The sequence below is a fragment of the Algoriphagus sp. AGSA1 genome (genome assembly GCF_021390545.1).
Lineage (GTDB): Bacteria > Bacteroidota > Bacteroidia > Cytophagales > Cyclobacteriaceae > Algoriphagus.
In genome coordinates this window covers 1-24,335 of sequence record NZ_JAJUWR010000006.1, presented here as the reverse complement: position 1 = coordinate 24,335, position 24,335 = coordinate 1, and the positions used below count along the sequence as shown (strand labels likewise).

The 24,335-nt window shown below is 39.8% G+C and carries 21 protein-coding genes; 1 reads left to right on the top strand and 20 read right to left on the bottom strand.

From position 1 onward, the window contains the following. Positions 1 to 591: 591 nt before the first annotated feature. The 3 genes from LZF95_RS05585 to LZF95_RS05575 form a co-directional block, all read right to left on the bottom strand. The gene (locus LZF95_RS05585; protein ID WP_233753992.1) at positions 592 to 801 is read right to left on the bottom strand and encodes a hypothetical protein; all 210 of its coding nucleotides are present in this window, start codon (positions 799 to 801) and stop codon (positions 592 to 594) included. 18 nt (positions 802 to 819) lie between these two features. Then, positions 820 to 1,722 (bottom strand): hypothetical protein, encoded by a 903-nt coding sequence (locus tag LZF95_RS05580; protein WP_233753991.1) that lies wholly within the window; start codon positions 1,720 to 1,722, stop codon positions 820 to 822. 1,247 nt (positions 1,723 to 2,969) lie between these two features. Beyond that, the gene (locus tag LZF95_RS05575; protein ID WP_233753990.1) at positions 2,970 to 3,350 is read right to left on the bottom strand and encodes a hypothetical protein; all 381 of its coding nucleotides are present in this window, start codon (positions 3,348 to 3,350) and stop codon (positions 2,970 to 2,972) included. A 1,355-nt stretch (positions 3,351 to 4,705) separates the two neighbouring features. Between LZF95_RS05575 and LZF95_RS05570 the strand changes: the two genes are divergently transcribed. Further along, entirely contained in the window at positions 4,706 to 4,888 is a 183-nt protein-coding gene (locus LZF95_RS05570; RefSeq protein WP_233753989.1) for a hypothetical protein, read from the top strand. 229 nt (positions 4,889 to 5,117) lie between these two features. Here the strand turns inward: LZF95_RS05570 and LZF95_RS05565 are convergent, their stop codons facing one another. The 17 genes from LZF95_RS05565 to LZF95_RS05485 form a co-directional block, all read right to left on the bottom strand. Then, complete coding sequence (locus tag LZF95_RS05565; protein WP_233753988.1) at positions 5,118 to 6,359, bottom strand: hypothetical protein; 1,242 nt, start codon at positions 6,357 to 6,359, stop codon at positions 5,118 to 5,120. A 3-nt stretch (positions 6,360 to 6,362) separates the two neighbouring features. Continuing rightward, entirely contained in the window at positions 6,363 to 7,514 is a 1,152-nt protein-coding gene (locus LZF95_RS05560) for a glycosyltransferase (RefSeq protein ID WP_233753987.1), read from the bottom strand. Continuing rightward, positions 7,511 to 8,620, bottom strand: coding sequence for a glycosyltransferase (locus LZF95_RS05555; protein WP_233753986.1), 1,110 nt, complete (start codon positions 8,618 to 8,620; stop codon positions 7,511 to 7,513). The genes LZF95_RS05560 and LZF95_RS05555 overlap by 4 nt, the downstream gene beginning before the upstream one ends. Beyond that, positions 8,617 to 9,561 carry a glycosyltransferase family A protein gene (locus LZF95_RS05550; RefSeq protein ID WP_233753985.1) on the bottom strand — a complete coding sequence of 315 codons (945 nt, stop codon included), beginning with the start codon at positions 9,559 to 9,561 and terminating at the stop codon, positions 8,617 to 8,619. The genes LZF95_RS05555 and LZF95_RS05550 overlap by 4 nt, the downstream gene beginning before the upstream one ends. Positions 9,562 to 9,594: 33 nt before the next feature. After that, positions 9,595 to 10,566, bottom strand: coding sequence for a glycosyltransferase family A protein (locus LZF95_RS05545; protein WP_233753984.1), 972 nt, complete (start codon positions 10,564 to 10,566; stop codon positions 9,595 to 9,597). Continuing rightward, entirely contained in the window at positions 10,567 to 11,436 is an 870-nt protein-coding gene (locus tag LZF95_RS05540; protein ID WP_233753983.1) for a glycosyltransferase family 2 protein, read from the bottom strand. Next, a complete protein-coding gene (locus tag LZF95_RS05535; protein ID WP_233753982.1) occupies positions 11,436 to 12,356 on the bottom strand; it encodes a glycosyltransferase family 2 protein in 921 nt (306 codons plus the stop codon). The genes LZF95_RS05540 and LZF95_RS05535 overlap by 1 nt, the downstream gene beginning before the upstream one ends. A gap of 2 nt (positions 12,357 to 12,358) precedes the next feature. Continuing rightward, a complete protein-coding gene (locus tag LZF95_RS05530) occupies positions 12,359 to 13,234 on the bottom strand; it encodes a glycosyltransferase family 4 protein (RefSeq protein ID WP_368670764.1) in 876 nt (291 codons plus the stop codon). Between the two features lie 302 nt (positions 13,235 to 13,536). Further along, complete coding sequence (locus LZF95_RS05525) at positions 13,537 to 14,391, bottom strand: ATP-grasp fold amidoligase family protein (protein WP_233753980.1); 855 nt, start codon at positions 14,389 to 14,391, stop codon at positions 13,537 to 13,539. Positions 14,392 to 14,435: 44 nt separating this feature from the next. Next, complete coding sequence (locus tag LZF95_RS05520; RefSeq protein ID WP_233753979.1) at positions 14,436 to 15,323, bottom strand: FkbM family methyltransferase; 888 nt, start codon at positions 15,321 to 15,323, stop codon at positions 14,436 to 14,438. Next, on the bottom strand, positions 15,320 to 16,039 hold the full coding sequence (locus LZF95_RS05515) for a bifunctional 2-polyprenyl-6-hydroxyphenol methylase/3-demethylubiquinol 3-O-methyltransferase UbiG (RefSeq protein ID WP_233753978.1): 720 nt from the start codon (positions 16,037 to 16,039) through the stop codon (positions 15,320 to 15,322). The genes LZF95_RS05520 and LZF95_RS05515 overlap by 4 nt, the downstream gene beginning before the upstream one ends. Positions 16,040 to 16,048: 9 nt before the next feature. Next, on the bottom strand, positions 16,049 to 16,915 hold the full coding sequence (locus LZF95_RS05510) for a glycosyltransferase family 2 protein (RefSeq protein ID WP_233753977.1): 867 nt from the start codon (positions 16,913 to 16,915) through the stop codon (positions 16,049 to 16,051). A 138-nt stretch (positions 16,916 to 17,053) separates the two neighbouring features. Further along, the gene (locus LZF95_RS05505) at positions 17,054 to 18,835 is read right to left on the bottom strand and encodes an ABC transporter ATP-binding protein (RefSeq protein ID WP_233753976.1); all 1,782 of its coding nucleotides are present in this window, start codon (positions 18,833 to 18,835) and stop codon (positions 17,054 to 17,056) included. After that, complete coding sequence (locus tag LZF95_RS05500; RefSeq protein ID WP_233753975.1) at positions 18,832 to 19,785, bottom strand: hypothetical protein; 954 nt, start codon at positions 19,783 to 19,785, stop codon at positions 18,832 to 18,834. The genes LZF95_RS05505 and LZF95_RS05500 overlap by 4 nt, the downstream gene beginning before the upstream one ends. A gap of 2 nt (positions 19,786 to 19,787) precedes the next feature. Continuing rightward, positions 19,788 to 21,350 carry an MBOAT family protein gene (locus LZF95_RS05495; RefSeq protein WP_233753974.1) on the bottom strand — a complete coding sequence of 521 codons (1,563 nt, stop codon included), beginning with the start codon at positions 21,348 to 21,350 and terminating at the stop codon, positions 19,788 to 19,790. 566 nt (positions 21,351 to 21,916) lie between these two features. Then, positions 21,917 to 23,344 carry a hypothetical protein gene (locus tag LZF95_RS05490; RefSeq protein ID WP_233753973.1) on the bottom strand — a complete coding sequence of 476 codons (1,428 nt, stop codon included), beginning with the start codon at positions 23,342 to 23,344 and terminating at the stop codon, positions 21,917 to 21,919. 244 nt (positions 23,345 to 23,588) lie between these two features. Beyond that, complete coding sequence (locus LZF95_RS05485) at positions 23,589 to 24,095, bottom strand: ArsR family transcriptional regulator (protein WP_233753972.1); 507 nt, start codon at positions 24,093 to 24,095, stop codon at positions 23,589 to 23,591. Positions 24,096 to 24,335 lie beyond the last annotated feature (240 nt).

The window sequence follows — 24,335 nt, the reverse complement described above, 5'->3', positions numbered from 1 at the left end:
CTTTGCTCACGGGATTGAAATCTCGGGATTAAAATATCGGGATCTTCGATCTCAATAATTATAAGGTTTGGGCAAGAAAGGAAAAAAAATGATACCATCCCATCACGCAGGCGGGCTACTTTGCTAAAATGATCCGCCGCGGCGGGCATTTTCTTTACAGTCGATCCTAGGGTATTTTTGGGGTGAAAGCCAGAAAGTTATCTACATATTAGATTGGATAAGGAGGAAATTGCTGGGGTTAGGGTGGCGGATGGTGGCTGATCAGATCCATTAGTGCTCACCTACAGGAATCGATGTCCCCATTTTTTTTAGCCACTAAGCACATCAGTGTTCCTATTATATGCAGAGAAAGGTGGTTTGATGGCTGCTCCGGCAATTCTCCTTTAGAGGGTCTAGCTATTGATTTCTCAATAGTACTCCACCGCTTTCAAAGCATTCGACCTACTTTTCAAGGTTGATCCAAGTCACACACGGCTTCGGGCTTTGCGTTAGATCGGATTTCGGATCACAAAGCTGTAAATACACCTCAAAAATTGATAAGAGGATTACCACTTCACCCGCCATTGAGCCAAACGTCCGTTACACGGAGTTTTAATATATCTTCTCTTTGATTAATCTAATTTGTTTTATTGTCTTGTCATTTTTTATTAATGCATCAGATAAAATCCCATCCTTAAATTCAATAAGGACCGTTTCTCCAGATTTGTCATTTACGTTCTGCTTAATTTCATTTTGTGTACAGCTCATGCTGCAACCAATTAAACAACCATAGAATGCTAAAAAATGTAGTGGATTTTTCATTAGAATTTGAACAAATGGTTAAAAGGTTAGTTGACGCCTATTGCTTCCATCAGGATCTATTGAATAAAGTACTTCCTTAGAATAATCTTGATTAGCATGGCTAAAAACAATCTTCCCCTGCACTGACCAGCTGGGGTAAACCCCATGCGACAAAGGAGTCTGATTGTTTCCATCCGAGTCCATAACATGGATCCTGATATTCTTGCTCCAAGCTATCATTTGGCCATCAGGAGACCAAGTAGGGCTTCGGTTATCACTGTTGTTTTCTGTCAACATTAAATCATTATTGCCCGTCGTATCCATCGCAAAAATTCTCCAACCATCCCAATCCCCCGACGCTTTTGTATAGACAAATCTATTCCCATTAGGGCTTAGTTCTGGATCTCTACCTGCCACTATAACATTCCCGAATATTGGCCTTAAACCTGTAAAATCATCTTTAATCGACAATAAATTACTTTCACCTTCTATATTTTCAGCCCTATCAAATAGAATTTCAGTCCCACTGGAGACCCAGTCTGGAAAGAAATAGGAAGAGTACTGCGATAAACCATTCTCATTAAATGACATAAGGCTATCACCACCGATTTTACATTTCTGTAGCTCTCCTGATGTTGAGAACACCAACCACTGACCGTCGGGAGACCAAGCTGGATTTAGATGTATCCCCCGAAGCACCAACCTTCTGTCCTCCCCATTTTTGTCTATGATATACAATCCGGTAGGATAATCCTCAGCGTCTGCCAATTCACCATTCAGATGGAAATAGGCGATATGTTCTCCATCAGGCGAGAATTTTGGATATTGATCCCTGTCTGAGACAAACAGTTCATAATTTCCCGGGGAGGGATCGGGAAACCGGCTACATGAAACGGTACATATAGATAAAAGAAATAAAAGAAGAGACTCAACGTTTTTCATATTCGTTTAACTAATAGCCCTCTAATTATAATTAGAATCTTATTCATTGCCAAATGATTGGATTTTTTGGGGAAATGGAAGGAAAAGTGAAGGAAGTGCGGTGTTTTTTGAGTAGCTCACAGAATTATCCGCATCTTTCTGTGCCATTTTGCAGATATAAATCGAGAGTGGGTCCCATGATCCTGTTCCAGATCTGTAATGCGGGTGTTTGGTTTGGCTCCACTTCCCTGCCTGTTAAGTATGCTCATTTGCTTTATCTTACAAATAAGTCTAGGCTTTCCAGCCATTGGTTTATAGTTAGCGGTTATCGAAAATGTCCGCTAAAAAACCAACACCGTCGATCTGAGGGGGCTTGTTCCGGAATATCCACAAAGTAAGAAAGCTGAAAAACTGGAGATTGTTGGGGGTCCGGTGTCGGATGCCCGGTGTAGGTAGTGGTAGGAAAGGGATTTCTGCTCCGCCGCTGCAGATCGAAATAACGCTGTAGGTTTCGAAGTGTTTCAATTAGTTGATGGCATGGTTGGCAGCACGAGTCATTTCCAGCCACGGGCTGGCAGGCGAAGAAGGTACGACTGAGAAATCTCTTTTGAAGTCAGAAAGATGATGGAGACCGAAGATCCGCCACGGCGGACAGGCGGAAGACGGAAGAAATGTCGGATGTCCGGTGTTCGATTGAGCAACAAAAGGCCAAGTAAGCACTGTGCCGAAGCCTGTGTCGTCAGGGACGACTGGCACAGTACGCTTGAATGGAAAGTTACCCTGAAAGGGTAAAACTCTTAATAGCCCCGGGTAAGGGAGTGATACGAAGTGAGCGGGCGAAACCCGGGGTAACTAATGGTCATTCCGATTGTCCTCGGAGCAGGATTATTTTTTGGAAAAGAGGGTGCAGTCCGAGGAGTAGCACCAAAATCCATGTAGAGAAAATTAAACTTCAATCTCCCTATTTAACCGAATAGCTAAGGACAAGTATTTTTTTGCCTTAACGCAAAAGAACCCCGCCACGTCGGACAGGCAGGAATTTGGGGAAGTCGCGGTATTCCGCACCTCTTCCCGGATTTCAAATCCTAGGATAGGGGATCGGGATTACAAATCCAGATCAGCGAGGAAACCGAGCTTGTAAAAGCCCTTTAATAGTTGAAAAGGAAATGGTCTCTACCGAAGGTTCCTATCCCGTAATTTTAAATTGCCACCACTGCTCCAAACCTGCCAGGTTTTCCTGTTGGGAGTGAAGACAAACAGCGGTTTCATCAAGACCCGAAGAGGTGAACCTGGCAGGTTTTTCTGGACCTGGCTATATGATCAGGCAAAGCCACAGGCACGCAATATCTTGAATTGAACCGGCCTCTATAACGGATAAGCCTCCGGACTAAAACTAATATTGCCCAGGCCTGCCAGCCGGTCTTTTCCCCACTGATCGTGCCGTTGGCACTCTGGATACATAATAGACTTCGCTGACCCAGAATTGCATTCTGGGCATTTACAGGCCTTGCCCTTGGCAAGGGAAACCTTGTCAGTTCCTCTATTTCACCTGCAGCCGTATAGGACAGGTATTTTCTTCCGTTCTCTTGGCTTGGGGCATAAACCTTTGAGGTTTTGTAAACCTCAAAGGTTAAAAAAAAACCGGACAAGAGTACTGCCCGGGTTTAAGGTTATGAATCATAGTAGTTACTTTACAGCCATCAGCTGTCCGTTCAGCTTCTGCCCATCTACGGTGAGCTGGGAGATGCTAATCAGGACGGTGCCTGCCGTAGGTAGGCCTGGCGGGTAGCCTAGGGTGGAGACCTGAGGGACGAAGGGCGTAACCCTAGGTCAATGTCCTCGGAGCAGGGGGATTTTTTGGAAAAGAGGGTGTGGTCCGAGGAGTAGCACTAAGTCCAAACGGAGAAATTGAAACTGGCAAACCTAGCTTCAATCTCCCTATTGACCCATATCGATAAGTGAAGGTAATTCTCTTCGATACTTTTGAAGAGCAAAAGTATCTCCTCCTCCGGCGGACGGGCAAAACTCTTTGCCCGAAATCAGCCTTGAATTGCCTTCGGACAATTCATATATTGGCTCATAGTCAGGCTAAAAACAAACGGATCTCGTTCGCCCACTCACGAGCTAGTTTGCTTTTTTAACGCCTTCCTATTTCTCCAATAAACCGGCTGCTTCCAAGGGCATCTCTATACAATAGACCAAGGTACTGAATCTGAGCTGTTTTGTGTTGGTAATAGATTCGAAGCTCAATTAAGCACTATACGCAGTAGAAACAAATCAATGCCATAGACCTGTCGCCCGGTCAGGCCAGGGAGCACTTTGCGTCAAGTTGGTAAATAATTGAGAATTAAGCCGGATTTGAAATCCCATGAGTTTCGGATTATGATTACAAATTCCGGTTAAATGGATAATCCTGCCCTGAAAGGGCGGCTTTATAGTAGCCCAGGGTAAGGAGGCACGACGCAACCCTGGGCAAGTGATACAGAATTTCGTCAACTGGCCTAGGGACATCATTCGGAGACGGGAGCTTTGTGCCAGCAAGACGGAGACTGGAGTAGAGTGAAGTCGCAGTTTTCAGTCTCAGTCGGCAGGGCAATAAGCAGACTGCATTTTCCGTAGGGAAAGCCTGCCGTAGGTAGGCCTGGTCGGTAGCCAAGGGTGGAGACCTGAGGGACGAAGGGCGTAACCCTAGGTCAACAAAGACCAAAGGCCATTGCCCTCGGACATGATGCATTGTGATAAGACAAAATATTGTCCCGAGGAGATGTACAGCGTTTGTGAATCAATTATCGGATTAGAAATCCTGAACAACATAAACCCGACCAGAGAGGCCGTTAGTGAGACCCTCACGGGGGCAAAGGAAGGCTTGCGCTAATAATTAATGAAATAGAACTGGGATTGGAGGGCACAGTTTGGCGATTGGCGGTTGGTCGGATTAAAAATCCTACGGTTTTTTGTCCGACATTACAAATGTCGCACAGCTGGTGTTTCCCCAACTGAGTACATGGATTTGGAGAACGGTATCAGGAGATTGGATATACTACAGGCTGCCAAGCTGGGAGATCTATATGATATCAACCTCAGGCATCTACTGGAGCTTGCGGAAAGCATCAACTATAATATGGGAACCCATAGCAGGACCATCTACGCCACAAATTACTTTGAGGGGAAAGAGGACAGAGAATAAGTTGTGTGGGATTTCCAACATGTCCAGGTTAATATTGATCGCTCGATGGTATCCTGGTCATTTCGAAGGAGGGACTGCCTGTCCCGGTTATTCGGGAACTGAGAAATCCTGTTTATGTGCTAGGGCTGAGATTTCTCCTCGCACTAATGACTTTGTTACCTGAAATAATGCGTTCCGCTCGTCGAAATGACATACTGAACACTGCGACTGCCCACTGCCAACTACTAAATCACCCCACGTTCCTCCTACTCTTCCTGGCCTTAATCTCCTCCCGCTGCTTATAGTAGCGCATTTTCTCCTCTACTTTCTGGATTCGCAGCTGCTTATTGTAGGAGATCAGGAAAAAACAGAACAACAGGAAGTAGATCATGGTCATGTTTTTCATACGCATGACTACCCCTAGGTTACTAAGCGCATTCATAAAGGCCAAAGTAACCGGTATAAAAGTGATTATTCCTGCCTTTAGGAACAAGGGCATATCCCGGATCGCCTCTGGTGTCCAGTTGCGATAGATAAAAAAGCTCAGGTATAAATAGACCAGGTTTTCGACTGAGCTAAAGAGCGCCACGAAATTATGGGCATCAAAAAACAAAGGCCGGAACATGTAGGTAAAAAGCCGCATGGGTAAGGAATAGGAAGAGATATCCACTGCGGAGCCGACGTTGCCCCTACTCAGGTTACCGGCGGTAGTTTCGGATAACTGAGTTAAGGACTCTAAATTCAACTCTTCCACTTTTAGGAATTCGGCGGTGGATCCTAAAAGAAAATAAGTACCTACACCTGCAGCCAAGCCCATGGCTATCTTAAAATGTATTTTCAGTTCACTGCCCATCATAATTGCCATTGCCGCACCTCCGAGGAGTGCCTGCCCCATGTGGGGCCTGGCCATATAGACAAAAAACAACGCAATTAACCCTTGCCACCACCTGCTCTTGTACTTTTGCAATGCAAAAAGAAACCAGGCTATTCCCCAGAAGCATATCGCATCCTTACCTACTCCGGCTGTCCAAAAATGTAGGTTGAGAAAATAAAAGACCGTGGGAAAGAGAGGAACACCAAAAACCTCATAGTTGCGGGGAAAATGCTCAGCTGTAAGGATAAAAATGTATCTGATCCCAACAAAGCCCAGAGCTCCAAAGAGGATATTTCCTGTAATATAACTCAACCCAAAAACCTTGCTGGGAATATAGCATAGCCATAAAATAAACCAGGTAGAATCCCCAAAATACGACATCCAGGTCACTTCTCCTCTTACTAATGCCTGTTCCATTCCAAGTCTCCAGTACCCTTGAGAATCCCCACCGTAATTCATAATATACCAGGTAAAGAAAAAGCTGAAAAAGATATGGTAAGCCAATAAATAGTGAAGATGTAGCTCATATTTATGAGGCAAACCAAAACGCTTCGCCATACTCGAATTGGAATTAACAAGGACAAGGATTACCACAAGTATGACTAGTAGATCAAGCATTACTTATAAGTCAGAACTCTTACTTGTAAAGTCTGAAAGGAGTACTTTCTTTTTCTTCAAAAGATCCCAATAAAGGTTTTCTATTTCTTTGCAATAGCGGGCAGCTGTATAGTTTTCTTTTGCCCGCAGATATCCTCTGTGTCCCATTGCACTTCTAAGATCGGGGTTTTGGAGTAGGGCTTTGATTTTTTCCGCAATAGCCTCTGGAGAGAATGGAGGTACCAAAAAACCGGTTTCCCCTTCCACTACGATATCCTTCAAACCTCCTACCTTTGTTGCAATAACTGGTAATCTGTGTAGCATAGCCTCTGCTGCTACCAGTCCGAATCCTTCATGAGCTGAGGCTATGCAAAAAATGTCCATAACCTGATAGAAAGGAGCCGTATCCATCTGAAACCCGGCAAGAATCAATTGACCTTCCAAGCCCAGTTCATTGGCTTTATGGAGTATTAGCTCCCGATCTTGTCCCTCTCCCAGCAAAAGGAATTTGATCTTGGGATTTTTTAGAATTTTGATAGCTTCCAAAATGTCAGCAAAACGTTTGACATCATTGTAAAATCTTCCTGCTGAACCTATGATCAGATCTCCTTCTTGAATCCCAAGAGCTGTTTTCAACTGAGACTTTTCTACCGCAGGAACTTCTCTGGGAAGATTCACGCCATTGTTAATCAATTTGACTTGTAATTCAGGCAATCTGACCGTTTGCTTGAGGTAAGTGACGACTGTAGGAGCTATACCAACTACCGCATCAGCTGCCTTGGCAAAAAATCTTTGCAAGTAGATTGCTTTTTTTGACCTGCTTATTGGATGGGATGTCTCTTCCAAAATCACTACTGGCACCTTACCAAGTGTACCACCTATCGCTGCCATGGCCATCCCTTCGAAAATAGCCCCATGGATAATATGTGGTTTGAATTCCCTGATTACCTGCAACACTTTGTTGTGCTTTCCCCATTCCAGAGGGTTTTTAAATCCACCTATTGGAATCAGCTCTACACCCTCTGCTTTCAGTGCATCAGCAACTTCTCCCCCTTCCCAGGTACAGATAATCTTATGTTCGAAATGGGACTTAGGAAGTCCTCGAACCAAGGTCAACCGTACTTGCTCCACTCCGCCAGTAGCGATCGTTTCTATGCAATGGAGAACCCTGATCAAAAGGCTGAAGGCTTAGGTATGAAATCTGAAAGAGTATAAATTGACATCAAAGATTGTATGTAATTCTCTACGGTAAAACGCTTTGCTTCTTTCCTTGCCCTTTCACCCATGGCATGGCGTTCTTCATGAGAAAGATCAATCAATTGCTTCATAGCGTATTGAATACTATCAGAACTCAATGGATCGATCAAATAACCCGACTTGGAGTCTCCCAGGACTTCAGAAGCCCCTCCTACTTGGGTGATAATACTAGGCAGTCTTGCGGCCATAGCCTCAGCCAGAGAAACCGATGAACCTTCCCTAAGAGAAGGAAGAATAAAAGCATTAGCTTCTTGTAAAAAAGGCCATACGTCCTGCTGAAAACCTAAAAACCTGACTTTACTACTAAGCCCTAACTTTTTGCTTTGAACTTCCAACTTTTCTCTTTCAGGGCCATCTCCAACAATCCTAAGGAAAAGACCCCTCTCCTGATTTTCTTTGACCAAACCCTCAAATGCCTGAATCAACCGCTCCAGATTCTTGATCCGAACCAATCGACAGGTGGTAACGAAAACAAATCTATTTTTCTCTGATACCTGAGAACTGATCACTGAACACTGCCTAGTCTTAACTGGATTATATAAAACCTTAACCTTATTTGGATCCACCTCGCCCAACCCAACAATCGCCTTCTCTACCGCCTTGGAAATAGCAATAACATGATTGGCTTTTGCATAGACATATTTAAAAATATACCTCCAAAAAGAATGATGGTTTGGCAATCCAATTTCCTCTCCGATAATGTTAGAAACACCTGCCCATTCCCCCGCCAAAATCCCATGAAAATTGGCTTCAGCACCTTGGGTATGTACCACATCAGGATTCAATTTTTTCAAGTATTTCCGAAGCTGAAAAAGGAGTTGAAAATTCGGAATCCGGGGATTTTTGTTCCATATCACTACTTTAATCCCCTGAGATTTCAATTGCTCCGAAACCCTCCCCCCTCTGCCTAAAACGAGTACTGTCAGCTCAATCTGCCCTTTCTTATTCAATTCGGGAAGAGAATTGGCCATAACCTGCTCCACTCCTCCAAAATCCAACTCTGAAACAATTCTGGCAATCCTCATCTGTAGATGTACCTGAAGCAGAATTTCATATAGTTTCTAAATAGGTTGGAAAAATTCTTATTTCTGAAAAACCATTGTAATGTAAAAAATGGTAGTTGATAGCACGCTCTGACCAGCATATACCTCGATTGCATTTGCTTTAACATATCCTGAATAGAATCCAGATTGCTATCCAAAGGATAATATTGATACAAGCTCATGTAAACCCAAGCATCCCTGAAGTTTATAAATTCACTTTCAGTACAATCAGAATCTTTTATAGCAGAACTATAATAATCTGGATTTATTATTTTGAAAATCAGGGAGTTTTCGATGTGATGATTTTTCTGGGTAGCTCGGTAATCATCTTCCTGTCCGTAGAATACCAATGTGTTTTGGATGTAAATCCCATCACCAAAAAACAAAGATGCCCGTAGCCAGACATCAATATCCTCCCCTAGTTTGAGTTGGGGATCAAATCCGGGATTTGTATCAAAAAAGACCTTCTTGATAACTGTAGCAGAGGTAAAGAACCCCACATTCCTTTTTGCTCTTTTGAAATACTGATCCAAACTAAAGTAATTCAACACCGGGTTGATTTCTAGCTGATAGGGATCATAATGGCAGCCTATTATTCCTACATCCCTGTTTCGTTTGATGACAGTTGACACAAAAAGAAGATAATCCGGGTGCCAAGAATCATCTGCGTCCAAAAATGCGATATAGTCAAAATGCGCCACGGTGATTCCTGTATTTCTTGCAGCAGAAACACCTTGGTTATTTTGATGAATCAGTTTGACCTTATCCCCATATACTTTGGAAACAATCTCCTCTCCCCCATCTGTAGAGCCATCGTTGACCACAATGATTTCATAATCCTTGAAGCTTTGGTTCAAGACTGAATCCAGAGCTCTTTGGATGTAAGGAGCTTTGTTATAGAGAGGGATGATTACTGAAAACAAGGAACTAAATTATAAAATCTAAAATCAGAAAGTTTAAATAAGACGTTTTAAGCGCAATGCATTTTTAAATCCAAACAGACGAGAAAGCTGCTGAAATTTGGGACCCATGATATAAGTCTTTGGGGTAATGCCTAAATTCTTTATCTGGTCTTCAGCTTCCTTAATCAGATGAGGATATTGGGGAAAAACATCATAAATAAACTTCTGGTAAACCTTTTTCAATCCAATCCTTACTCTTTCAGAATCTTCGACCTTCAACACTTCCCGCTCATAGCATCGATAGGAATGCAGTAGGGAATACATGGCCTTTTCAGACTTTTGCTGACTAACATTGCTTTCACCGGGAGTTCTGTAAAAGACTTTACCTTTTGGTTCGTAAAGCACCTGGCCTGCATGCATTAAGACTCTGGCGAAAAACTCTCCATCCTGATTGATGGTCAAGAACTCATTCCATGGGCCTGCCTTCTCTATCAGGGATCTATGAGTCAAATAGGAAGATATTGCCATCATTTCCTGATGGTTCCAAAATCTTAATAACAAATCCATGCCTGACTCAAAGCCCTGAAATACATCATAAGGAATGGAATAGAATTGATTCGAGTCATCTTGAAACATTCTCCATTCACAAGTTGCTATCACTGATTCAGATTGACCTTCCAGTAAGGCTAACTGATTGACTATCTTATTGGAAGACAAGAGATCATCTGCATCTAGAAATTGAATATATTCTCCTTTAGCAGCTTGAATTCCTTTATTTGTAGCAACTGATACACCTTGGCTTTCCTGATCGATCAGAATGATTTTGTCGGGATAATTTTTATAATAATCCTTCAGAATATCAAAAGAGCCATCCGTAGATCCATCATCTACCAAAATGATTTCTGTATTGGGATAAGTCTGACCTAAAGCCGATTCTAAAGTTTCTTTAATAAAGGAAGCTTTATTGTAAACAGGTATGATAATGGAAACCAGAGAGTCTTGATTCTTAGCTCTTGTCTCTTGCATCTATCTCTTCGTTTCTCCTCCCCTTACCAAGCTTAAATACTCCTGAACCGCCCCCCAATTGATGGCATTACAAACTTTAAAAATAGCCCAGGATTCATGGATTGGAACCGTAAAAAACTTCTTCAAAGAAAACCTGTATCTTCTGAAAATAAAACTCAAAGTATGGCCAAGAAAACCTGATTTATTGTCTTGGTATTTTCTCTGGAAAGTCCCTCCCAAAATCCTTTGGTATCTGGATACCAACTCTGCCGTATGATATCTGGCAGGATGTTGATTGACCAATTCGGAAACATAGACCACTTTGTATTTTTGGGATATTCTCAGAGAAAGTTCTGTATCCCCGTTTGACTTCAAGTCTTCCCTAAAACCTCCAAATTCTTCCAACACCGATTTATAGGAAAACCAATTCCCTGCTCCACAGGCACCTTCTTTGGTGTATCCTTCAAAGTCAAATCCCGTGTACTTTTCATAGATTTCAGCATCGGTCAATTGAGCCGGTTTTTTATAGAACAAAGGAACAGGACCTGTCAGAATTCCTATTTCGTTATTTAAGTCTTTATCGAAATTATGATAGGCAATTTCAAGCCAATTCCGATCAGGTAACATATCAGCATCGGTAAAGGCAATTATTTTACCTTTTGCATGTTCCAGCCCATTGTTTCTGGCCGCATAAGAACCTGGTTTCAACTCGTGTAGAATTCTGAATGGAAAAGAAAATTTCCGGGAAATGCTCAGGTCAGGTTCAGGATCATTATTGACAATGATCACTTCCCAAGGAGAAGTCTTGAAAGATTGCCTTGAGATTGCCTCCAAAAGAGTATATAATTTATCCCCATCCTGATATGTTGGGACAATTACTGAAAAATACATCAGGTCTTGTACAAGTTATATTTCCGCATCCCCCAACGGTAAAAAACCAAAATAAAAACAGGCCTTGTGGCATTGGCCAAACACTGAAAACCATGAAGGACAGATTTTCTCAAAAAATGGTTTTTTATTGGATTTGATAGCGCTCTGGCCAAATGATAAATTACGGCTTTCTTTTCAAATCCATGCAAGTTCTTAATCCCGATATTGTCCATCCATACTAATTGGTGGATAATTTCAGATCTTTTAGACCTGTTAGCTATTCTGTTACCACTATGCCTTCTGGCCACTGATATTGACCTTGATAATTCCCCTGCATCCCATAAGTAATGACGGGCTATTCGATTCCACATTTCTGTATCTTGGTGTAGGTTTAATCTTTCATCAAAGAAGCCTGCTTTATGAAAAACAACTTTTCGGAAAGTGTTGCAATTCGTATGACCTAAGATGATGTTATTGGATATGACATAATGATAAAATTTACTTTGCTCCCTGACTTGAGTTTCTTGTAAAATATCGCTTCGATATCCAAACATTACCTCCCTAGTGTTTAAGGAAATAGAGGACATACTATAAGACGCCATCACATTTGCATCTTGAAACATTTGCTCATCTTTTTTGAACCTGCCTTCATTATACCAATCATCCGCATCCAGAAATGCAATAAATTCAAAAGAAGCCTTGGAAATTCCTAAATTCCTACTAGCTGATACTCCTCTATTGTGGTGATTGTCATGACAAAATAGCCTGACTTTTGGATTAGAAGCAGCAACCCTTTTACATTCGTTAAATGAATCGTCCATAGAGCCATCTTCAATTAAAATTACTTCTTCTACCTGAGGTTGACTTAAGGCAGAATCAACCGCTACCTTTACAAAATCAGCGGCATTGTATACTGGTATAATGACAGAAATCTGAAACAAAATCAATCTAACTGATAAAAATCTATCATCCTTTTCAGAAACACGTCCCTCCCACATTGCTGAATGGCCAATTCCCTTATTTTTGATGGGGCATATGTATGTCGGTTTTCCTTGATTCTAAGGATAGCTTCGGCTAGGGCAACAGGATTTTTCACTGGTACGGTAAGTCCAGTATCTGGAGTGATGCTACCTTCTACCCCTCCATTGGCTGTGGTAACCACTGGCAATCCACACATCATCGCCTCTCTTGGGGCAATTCCAAAAGTTTCAAAATCTGAGGAACAAACATATAAATCAAAGTCTTGAAAAAAATCTGATATTTCCGCTCTTTCTAACCTTGGTACTAAATTAGCCTTTTCCAGTATCCCTAAATCTTGACATCTTTCCTGAAAAATATTTCTTCCTTTAACTATCCCATTACCAACCACCGTAAAATTAAAGTCATCTGTCAATTTTTGTAACTCATAAATCGCCTGAAAAAAAGTATCGTATCCTTTAATTTGATTGGCATACATAAACGTAACAAGTCGTAAATTTTTACCCTGACTTCTTTTTTTCAATTCCAATTTGGACTCATCCACCAAATTTGGAATAATTATCGGATTACAATTCGGCTGATTCATCAATACCTGCCTACGTTCATCATAACTTACTGCCCCAGTCTTTTTAGCCACTTGGAAAGCCTCCAAAATAAGCTTTGAACGCAACCTGGAATAATTATGAAATACAAAAACCTGATGTTCATTGATTACAAAAGGCACTTTTGTTTTATTACTGATATGGTGGGCATATATTCCTGTATCCATTCCACTTTGGGCATGTATCAAATCAGGTATCCAATCCGAAAGGATCAATTCACGGTATGCTTTTAAATACATCCGCTGTTCCAGTTGAATTTGCAAATTGTCAGGAATTCTCCTGTTGGCCGGAATGTCAAATCCGTATGCAGGCGGGTCTTGTTGAACCTTATCCATTGATAAAGTCCAGGTTTGCTTCAACCATAATTGAAAAAACACCCAAAACCAGCGAATCAATGGATAGGATTTTTTATCACCATATAGCACTTTGAATTCCAACCCCTCTTTGCCTTGAAGAAACTTTGCCTGCTCTTGAAAATAGTTTCCTAAATTTTTCTTTTTCAATGTAGGGTACCAAGAGGGTAATATTAAGACTTTCCTTTTCAATTATGAATATAATATAGATCCCCTAATTTCTTATCAAACTCATAGGGTTCAATCTTAACGTGTCCTGAACCAGGATAATGAGTAAACTCTCCTATAAATACATTTCCATCAAATAGGTATAAATCAATCCTAATGAAATCAAACCCTTTTGACAGAGAATCAACTAATGCAATTAAATCCTTTAAATTATCTAAATCATGTTTTTGTTGTATTGATGGATATAATATTTCTGCACTAAGATAATTCCCTTCTCGATCAAATATTGATCTTGAATGATTGCCAAATCTTTCAAAGTCAATGTAAAAATATTCACACACACCATTAAAACAATAAAATTTATAATCCTTTGGTATCGATTTATTTTTATCTAAAAGAAGAGGTTCGATTAAAACTCTAGGTTTAATTTTGGAATATCCCCATTCATTTTTATAATTTGGAATTTTGCTGTTTAAAATTTTATAGCAGTGATTTTCAAATAACTCCTGATGTTCATTAGCTTTAAAATCTCTTATGATTAGATTTAAACCACATAAATGAGCTCCCTTAACAATAAAACTCGATGGTAGTTTATGATATGGAATCTTCTTGACCGAAGTTGAATTTATCTCTGCAATTGTTGGGATTATATATTTTTCAAATGATTTACCATATTTGTTGAGCAAATAATTCTTAACTTCAATTTTATCGGCAGTTATTGGAATTAATTTATTCCTATCAAATAATTTCTTTTTTACAATGATTTGATTGATAGTTCTTGGAGCAGATAAATCTAAATCATATCCATTTTCTTTAAAAAAAATTTTCTTTTCATAAGGGTAATTAAAAATCCTTTGACAAATATCAAAAAACATAGTTCTAATTAAATATGATTTAAAAAAGATTTGAAAGTTCATACTTAAATATTTAATATAATTCTTTGGTTATTACTTTTAGGAATAAGCAAATAATTTCTAGAATCTCTTTTATTATTTAACCCTAAATTTGAAACCTTTTGTATTCCCCTGACCTCTTCAATGAAATAGAAATTATAATCTGATTCCCTAGTTAGTTTTTTAACTTTTTCTCCTATTAATTCATTTTGAACTTCTAGGATAATTATTGGTTTATGAACTTGAAGAAAACTTCCATACCCTTCCAAAACTTCTGGTTCTAAAGTTTCGACATCAATTTTTATCAAATCAATATTTTTTATTTGGTGTGATTTTATAAAATCATCTAATCTCTCGACATTAACTTTTATAGAAAATTGTTTCTCAGTCCTCCATTCTTTGTTTAAACTTCCGTGAGTTGTATTTATGCTTTCAAATGTTGATTCACCAGTGTTATAAAATGGAAGTTCATCTTTTTGATTTGAAAGTGCTAATTGATGACAATGGATATCAAAGGAATTGATTTCGTTATTCTTTTTCAAAACATTAAAAATATTAGGTTGAGGTTCAAATGCGTGAACTGTCGCCGATGGATTATATGCTTTTGCCATAACAGAAAACCAACCCGAATTTGCACCAATATCTAAAATTACTTGTGATTTCTTCGCCAATTCACACCATAACGACCTCGTCTTTCCTTCATAATTAAAGTTCTCAAATCCCGCCCAAAACATTTCTGTCTCCCAATAAAAGGCATTGTTATATAGCCAAAAACTTACCCCATCTTTTGTTTTTACCCTGAACTTATCAAAGAAGGTTCTTTTTTTCAGATTGAAAATTGGTTGTAGAGGCCTGATAAATTGATAAATTGGTCTCGCTAAGTGATAGCGAAAATATCTCATAAAAGAATTCATAGTCGAAAAGTTTTCAGTAAAGATTTAATAAACACTTTAAATGACTTCGTTAAACCTGCATTTCCAGAAACCAGTTCTTTATATGCCACATTAAAAGTATGTTTCTCTCTAACTAAATCAGGGTGAGCAACATCAATTAAATCTTGGGAATCTGGCAAGCTTAATTTATCCTTTGAAAAAAGAACCATATTTTGCTTATACCAAAAAAACAGCTTCTCGATGTGCCATATTTTTTTTCTGAACGGATCATAAAAATGAAACCCGTGTTGTTGAAACTTTTCAATCCAATAGGAAAGTGGTTTTTCATTAATATGATTTTGCCCACCCTGAAATGGAATTGCTGCGGAAAAAATAATCAAGTCACCGTGATTGACTAGTGATTTTACAAATTGATCCGTAGAAGATTCGGGGAGATGCTCAGCTACTTCGAGAGAAATTACTAAATCAAATTTTCGATTTAAATTTAGTTCTTTGGTAAGGTCAAAAGAAAGAAACTCATTATTTCCCAAAAATTTATTCCTTTCGCTCATATCCACCCACTCCCCATCAACTCCAAAAACCTGTTTTACACCATGATTTTTGAAAACTTTCAACCATTGGCCATAACCACAGCCAACGTCTAGTACTGATTTTGGATCAACTAAATCAAAAATAAATGGGACAATTATGGATGGTTGGTCTAATTGATGATGAAAAGATTTATGATTATAGGCCATGCTAGCTAATTATTTGAAGTATAATCTTTTAAAGATCTTAGATTTAATATTCTTTTCTAAAGAATAAACCTTAAATAATGTTGGATTAATTGTGCCGTCGAAAGGAAGCTTATACCTATCCATAAAACTACCCACTGCTCCTGAATAATGATAGGAATGAAGTAAACCAAATTCACCTTTTGAAATTAGAAATCCCCTAATCTTTTTCCTTAAGTCAATCCAATTTTTGACCATTAAATGATTGTTTCTTTTTCCCCTACTGAGTGAACTATTTACCACGTGAATTCTTGTCAAAAATTTAGAATCATAAACTGGTAGCCAACCATTCTTCATTATCCGAAACATTAAATCATATTCCTCGCTTGTTCTTAAACTTGAATCAAACCCTCCTACTAAATCAATATATTTTCTGTTAAATAAATTTGCTGAACTAATACCTAATTTCCCGCTCATCAATGCTATCCACGCAGATTTTTTAAACTTTCTCTGGTAAGTCCTGCCATCAGAAAATTGATCAATTGCATTTCCTACAATAAAAGGAGTATCGGGTTTTGCGTATTCCAATTGAGAAGATATTTTCCCTAGCATCAACTCATCATCTGCATCAAGCAATTGTATCCAAGCGCCTGTACAAAATTCCAATGCCCGATTCCTTGTTGCAGCCAAGCCCTTGTTAATTTTTTCAGGATGAGTATAAACTTGGATTTTAGGGGAAAGCTGAGCCAATTGTTGTCCAATCAATAAAGAGTTGTCTGTAGATCCATCATCAACAATTATGATTTCTTTAACATTAACTTGAACCAATGCAGATTGAACAGCACGCTCCAAGAAAACTTCACCATTATAAACAGGAATAATTATAGATACTGTCTGCAATTCTATTCTTTACAATCTAGTTTAATAAAAAGTCAATAACTTTTAAATTACATTCAACTACAATTTTGAAATATTTAAATCTTGCTAATTGATGATATTACCAAATGACAATCAATTTTTCTCCAATTATCTGGGCAATTAGAAAGTTTGGAGCTCAACCATTCGTTTAAACTCAGGTATTCTTTTTGCTAAACTTTCAAAATCATCAATGGCCAAAATACTCTGATTTGATAAAAGCACTACCCTATCAACACTTTTAATAGTGGCAAGTCTATGGGCTACAATAATTAATGTAACTTCTCCTTTTAAACTATCTATATTGTCTTGAATGATTTTTTCGGACTCTGAGTCTAACGAAGATGTTGCCTCATCCATTATCAAAATATCAATATCCTTGTATAATTCCCTCGCAATAGAGATTCTTTGTTTTTGTCCACCACTTACCAAAATACCATTAGTTCCCAAAAATGAATTTTCTTTTTCAGGTAATTGCATAATAAAATCAGCAATATGAGCCTTTTCCATCACCTCCCAAAAACGCTTGATATTTTCAAAATTAGGTTCTGACCAAAAAGTGACGTTATTAAAAACTGTATCTGAAAAAACAACTGGTTCTTGTGTAATATATCCAATCCTTCTTTGGTAGGATTGAACATCTATTTGGCTTAATGATACTCCATCTACCAATATTTCTCCATTGTCAACAAGGATTAACCCTGAAATCAAATTCACTAATGTTGTTTTTCCGCTACCACTTTCCCCAACAAATGCTATGGACTCATTTTTTTTAATTGTCAGATTTACCTGATTTATAATTGGTGTATCATTGTAAGAAAATGAAACATTTTCAAATTTTATTTCATTATTAAAACTTCTAATTTTTTCCTCTTTTTGAATAACATCCTTCTCTGAATCCAATTCAATAAAGAAATCAGTAATATTTTCCAAAGCTCCGGAATTAACCAAAAAACCATTATAAAAAGATTGTAAACTCAATAAAAATGTTAATCCTCTATAAAAAAACAAAAGGCTCAATATAATCACGCCTAAACTTTGGGATAAAAGTAATGCTTGAACAAGAATCACAACCACAACTACAACCATTACTAAGGGTTCTTTACTAGCAAAAAGAATAGCACTATAATAACCAATTTTAATATTTGTATCATGTATTTTAATTACAATCTCTTCTAGTTTTTTCCTATATACTCCAATAAGCCCTGTGGCTTTGAGGTATTTGAATAAAGCCACTTTCTGAATCAAAAGCCCCTGAAAATCATGACCATCTTTTGTTATTTTTCTGGAAGCCTCAATAGTTTTTTTATTGATCAAATTGAATATGCCGTTCGAGAGCAGGCCTCCAAAAATTACCATTACTGCAAATTGCGGATTTGCCATAAATGCCAATACAGAATATACCAAAACCATAATAGCACTCTGCAAAGCCATAAAATAAGAATTTGAAGCCGCTGCAACCCTTCCTACCTCACCGGACAATGTATTCTGAATCATACCCGAATCTGATTTAACAAATGCCTTATATTGAAACTCGCTCAATAGACCAATACTTTTAAGTCTCAATTTTTTAATGAAGAATTGCTGAACCATATTTCGGTAGTAAGCCTCAAAAAACCTGGCAAATCCTTTGAGAATAAAAAAGACAAGCATAATGACTAAAACTGTTTTGAGATTTAATGCCAAACCAACATTTTCAATACCCTTTACAAGAAAGCCCAAGCTACCTATATCAACCGGATTCTCTACTTTTGTACTGTCATCTACCAATTGAAGAAGAGGTAAAAACATCACCAATCCAAAACCATCCAATAATCCAACTGAGACATTCAATCCCATATTGATAAATATCTTAGACTTCAAATAGTCATAAAAAAATCTAAATGAATTAATGTGTTTTTTCATTTCTTTGAATTTGCATATTCACGGCTATTTTTCTGATAATTAGTTATTAAACAAGACAATTCAAGAGTGAAATTTACTGCTGATTCGACATCAAAATGTAGTCCATCTTTAAAAGTATATTCTTTCTCTATTTGGTTAAAATCAATAAAAATAACATTGTGTTTTTGTGATAAAAATTGCATTCGAAAACCAAAATTGGGATCAACTTTTTCTTCAATTTTTAGAATATCTTCATGTAAAGGCATTCTAATCAAAAAAACAGTTCCATTCCTATTTAAATACTCAATAGTATTATCTAAATATTTAAACCTTTTCGATGAGTGACTATATCTGTTTAAATAACCATTATAAAAATCTATCATGATATTTCTTTGCTTGTTTCTCACTTCAAATGATGCTTGTTCACCTGTTTTGAACCAACCATCTTTGTTTAAAAAAGAAAGATGGTTTTTTAGCCTCATTAAAATGATTTCATAATACGATTTTAAAAACCATTTTAACATATACTTAAGGTTAGGCTTTGTAGATACATTGTTAATATCCGAAATAAACCTTTTGTTTTCCTCAAACTTCTCTGGATTATTAGGATCATTGATATCACTTGATATACTCCACGGGTCTACTGTGATGATAAAGCACTTTTTCCCTTCATAATCTATCAGCTTTCTTTTTACACTTTCTAAGTATGCAGGACCAAATGGTGAGTTATAAACAGTAAACGAATAATTATAAAGTTTTCCATCATAGATACCTTTCAATTCTTCATTCAAAATAGAAGGTATAATTCCTTGTGCCGCCTTTGAATTACCCAAGATTAAAGCCTCTTGTTTCGGGGTTGTAAACCGCTGGTAGAAAGGATCTGCGGTACCATTTTCTAATAAAAATACTCCATAAAGTGTCGATACTGGGAAAATAGAAAAAAATAAAAATTTAATTATAAATCGATCCATCCCTAAAACTGAAAATATATAAACTCCTGTTCCTTTCTGGCAAATAGAAATACAGCCATCACCAAACCATAGTACAAGCCATACCTAATCAAAGCATGCTTGCTGAAAGCCATTTTCTGAATGGCAAACTCCTCCCGTCTTCCAACCCACTCTAACAACATAAAGATCAAAACCCAGATCATAAAGAGATATACCCGTATATCCATTTGCGGCTTCTGGATAATACTTGCGTCAAATAAGTTATGTAGATATTCAACAGCCGAATTGATGTCAGGTGATCTAAAGAATATCCAACCTAAGGTTACCAAGGTAAAAGTCACCAGTATTTGTCCCAATTCATATAAGCTTGGTAAGGTTTTATTTTGAGCTACTATTCCAATATTTATCCTATTCTTCCCAAACAAATAAAGCGGAATAAACAAAGCCGCATGAATCCCACCCCAGATGATAAAAGTCCAGTTGGCTCCGTGCCAGAAGCCTGAAACTAAGAAGATGATAAAGATATTCCTGAGGCTTTGGTATTTACTTCCCTTGGAACCTCCGAGTGGGATATAAAGGTAATCTCTAAACCAGGTAGAAAGTGAAATATGCCACCTGCGCCAAAACTCCGCAATGTCTCTGGAGAAGTAAGGAAAGGCAAAGTTTTGCATCAGATTAAACCCCATCAATTTCCCTGTTCCAATGGCAATATTGGAATACCCCCCAAAATCACCATAAATCTGAAAACTGAAAAACACCGCCCCGATCAGAATATTGGAAGCAGGTTGATTCTCAGGATGAATAAAAGCCTGATTGACAAATACCGCACAGTTGTCCGCAATGACCACCTTCATAAACAATCCCCATAGAATTTGACGCATGCCATCCATGGCAAGACTATAATCAAAAACTCTTTTCTTGAAGAACTGTGGCAAAAGGTTCGCAGCCCTTTCTATAGGGCCCGCTACCAATTGGGGGAAGAAGCTTACATAAGCAAAGAAGGCCACCGGATCACTAGTTGGCTTTATTTTTCCTCGGTAGATATCGATGGTATAGCTCATCGTCTGAAACGTATAGAAGCTGATACCCACTGGAAGGATCAATTGCAGGGAGTAAGAATTGGCTTGAAAACCCATGGTATTGATCATTTGCACCGTAGAGTCTATAAAAAAGTTGAAGTATTTGAAGAAACCGAGTAGGCCCAGGTTGACGGTTAGGCTAAGTCCAAGATAGAACTTGGGGTTTTTCGTCACTGCGAGGCTGCTTCCAGGTCCACTACTTTCCTTTTCTGATTTATAAGCAGCCGAAGCAGTCTTATAAATACTCTCCTTATCAACTGATGAGATCGCCGCACTCCCTTCGTCCGTTCGCGATGACGTGGCTCCCAAACGAAGCCCACACCAATAATCCACCAGCGAACTGAACGCAATCAATCCTAAAAACCGCCAATCCCACCAGCCATAGAAGATATAACTGGCAAGGAGGATAAAGGCGTTTTGGGCTTTAAGATTTTTTTGAAAAACAGACCAGTAGAGTAGAAATACTACGGGTAAGAAGATCAGGTATTCGTAGGAGTTAAACAGCATTGCTCCTTTATCTACTTTTTATCAGAATAAGTAAAGTATCGTTAGACAAGAATGTAATTCTCAATCTGTCTCCACCACAAACTCAAAAACAGGCACTTGATGGGGTTTAGCTGTTGGAATTTGTAAGGTTAAAGGTTGAGATTTCTCCTCCGCCGCGGCGGAAAGATTATGACCCAGGATCAATAGGATGGCACTTAACCGTTCGTGAGACACGAACGGGGGCGGAGTGTTTGATGTTCGATGTCCGATGTCCAATGTTAGGTGTTGGATGTCCGGTGCCGGGTGCCCGGTGCTGTAAGTTAAAGGTTAAAGGTTAAAGGTTAAAGGTGCGGTACTGTACTGATCACGGCTACTGATATACTTCTTACTTTTCACCTTTTACTTCCCTACCTCCGGTAGGCAAGCTTGACTCTTGGTTCTTATTGCAAGGTGCCGCCTCCCGCATGGCAAGAAGTCGAAATGGGCTTAATTAGCGCATAAAAGGCTTCGACTTTCATGCCTTCGGCAGACTGGCTGCTCAGCCTGACAAGAAAACTTACTTTTTGAGATAGCCTCAAGCTTGACTCTCAATACTCCCTCAAGTACTTTTTCCTTCTGCCATAGAAGAAGAAAGCTATAGCTCCCCATACCACAGCCAGCACCGCATAGGCAGTTAGGGAAATGTATTCGGGGTAATGGATGGCCCACTTCTGTATGGAAAAGGAATTGGCTGCAGCACTGCCCCTGTTTTCCAGGAAATCCTGCAGGCCCGGGGAATTGATGGGCAGCCAGGCCAAGGACACCAGCAAGGCAAAAAAGCCGAGCAGCACCAGTTCCTTAGTAGTCCAACTGTATTTCTTCAGTGCCTTGATCAGAACCACCGCCCAGATCGGGATCCAGGGTGCCAAAGCGGAGATTTTGAAGAAAACCGCGAATATCAGCCCCAGAACCAGGATGATGACAATGGCCCAGCCTAAACCTGCGAGTTCCCGGTAAAACCTGTGCAGAAATACCAGCGTGAGTATGGCCGGGAGCCCCCAGTGCAGTCCGGTGCTGATCACAAAATCCCAGGGGAAACGCAGGGAACCGTTTCCACTTTCCCGAAGAAAACGCGCTATGCCCAGGCCTTCATTTTCCCCGGAGAGTAAGACCAGCAGCAGCAGTATCCCCGCAAGTCCCATTATCCCCTTGCTCAGTCTGTCGGTTTTGGTCCTTTTTTTCAGTTGGGCAATGGCCAAGTCCCAGTTGACCGGGTTCTGCCTGGCCCCTAGTACTATCAGGACAGGAATAGCGATCAGGGCCATGCCATGAAAGAGTTGTGCGTCCCAGGGCTGCCCTCCCCAGCCCCAGAGTCCCCAGCCCAATAGTGCGGTTACCAAGGGAATCACCAGACAAAGTAAGGCGGGAATAAGGGATTTTGGTCTTTCCCCTTCGTAGTATTGGAGTTTATCGCCCGGCAAAAAGAGCATCAGCATACCGGAGATCAGCAGCAAGGGTGACACGAACATGCCGAGGAGAGAGACCATTCCCAGTTTGAATTTCTCATAGCGCAGGAAGTAATTCATCTGTCCCATGCCTAGGGCGAAGGCCATCAGATCCGGGGTGAATGGCTGGTACCAAGCCGCTTTCAGCCAGGCAAAGTTGAAGAACATCAGGATAAAGCCTATGCTCATCTGGGCGGTGTTCAGGCGTAGTTTTTTGCTGGTTCTAAAGTACCAGTAGATCGCCAGGGTCAGGTAGATCACCTGCCAGATGATCATGCCGTTTCTCAGGGCCTCGTCGTTTTTGACGATGTGGAATGCCGAGAAGGACAGGTTGAGCAAGGCAAAAGGCAGGATCCGGGTAAGCTGGACCAGGTTATAGCTGGCGTTTTCTATGTTATCGAGAAAGAACCTGCCCACTTCCCTGTAGAAGACCCCATCACCGAAGGCACCTTCATTTACGGGTACTTTTTCTCCGTTGATCTGGACTAAGGCGATCAGTGCGATGAGGGATATGAGGAGGGTTTTTCTCAAGTCTGGAGTTCAGGGTTCAGTGGTTAGTGGTTAGTGGTTAGTGGTTAAAAGTTAAAGTGGTTAAAGGTTAAATGTTAAAGGTTAAATACAGTGCTGATAACTTCAACTGGGATACTTCTTACTTTTTTCACCTCCTACTATCTTGGCTCTAAGGTCTTGGCTCTAACATCTTGATTCTAGCTACTTGATACTTGATACTGATATCCGCGACTGCTCATTGCTTAACAATCGCTTTTCAGTCTTCTCAACTCCCAAAGACCAGAATTCCCTGGATATCGCCGGGATCTTCTTCGAGGATGGATACTTCCACTTTCCGCTGTACTTTCTCGTAGGTTTTTTCCTTGAGGAATTCCAGGTATTCCTTGTCCAGTTCTTTGCCGATAAGGATCATCTGAATAGTTCCAGAGTCTATGCCCCTGGCATAATCCCCCACTATATAGGCCATCTGCACCTCTCCCATCCTGTTGACGATGCGCTCCATCAGGTCATCCAGCCCCAGAAATTTGGACACCATGCCCTTGATCTCGCCAAAGAAGGGGTGCCCGGTATTTGCCTTGTACATCTTGGTCTTGCCCTCGTCTTCCGAGACCAGCAGGCCTGCTTCGGTGAGTCGGTTCAGTTCCACCCTTACCGAGTTGGTGGACTCATCAAATTCCTTGGCCAGTGATCTCAGGTACCCGGTGTTGGTATGGGAGAAGAACTTCAGGAGAAGTTTGATGCGTGTTTTGGAAGTGACTAGGGAATCGAGCAAGGGAGGGGGGAGTGGGGTGTTGGGTGTTTGATGTCCGGTGTCCGGTGTCGGGTGTCGGGTGTCGGAGGTTGGAAGCGGTTAGTGGTTAAAAGTTAAAGTGATAGTACCTGAATAAAGTTGTCACAATTTGTTGTTGTTCACAACTCCAATGAGGATGAAAAATGATTATCAAATTAAGCAAAAGCGTTCCTTTAGTGAAGGGTTACGCAAACAGATTGTGGGTCAAATCGAGCGCAAAGA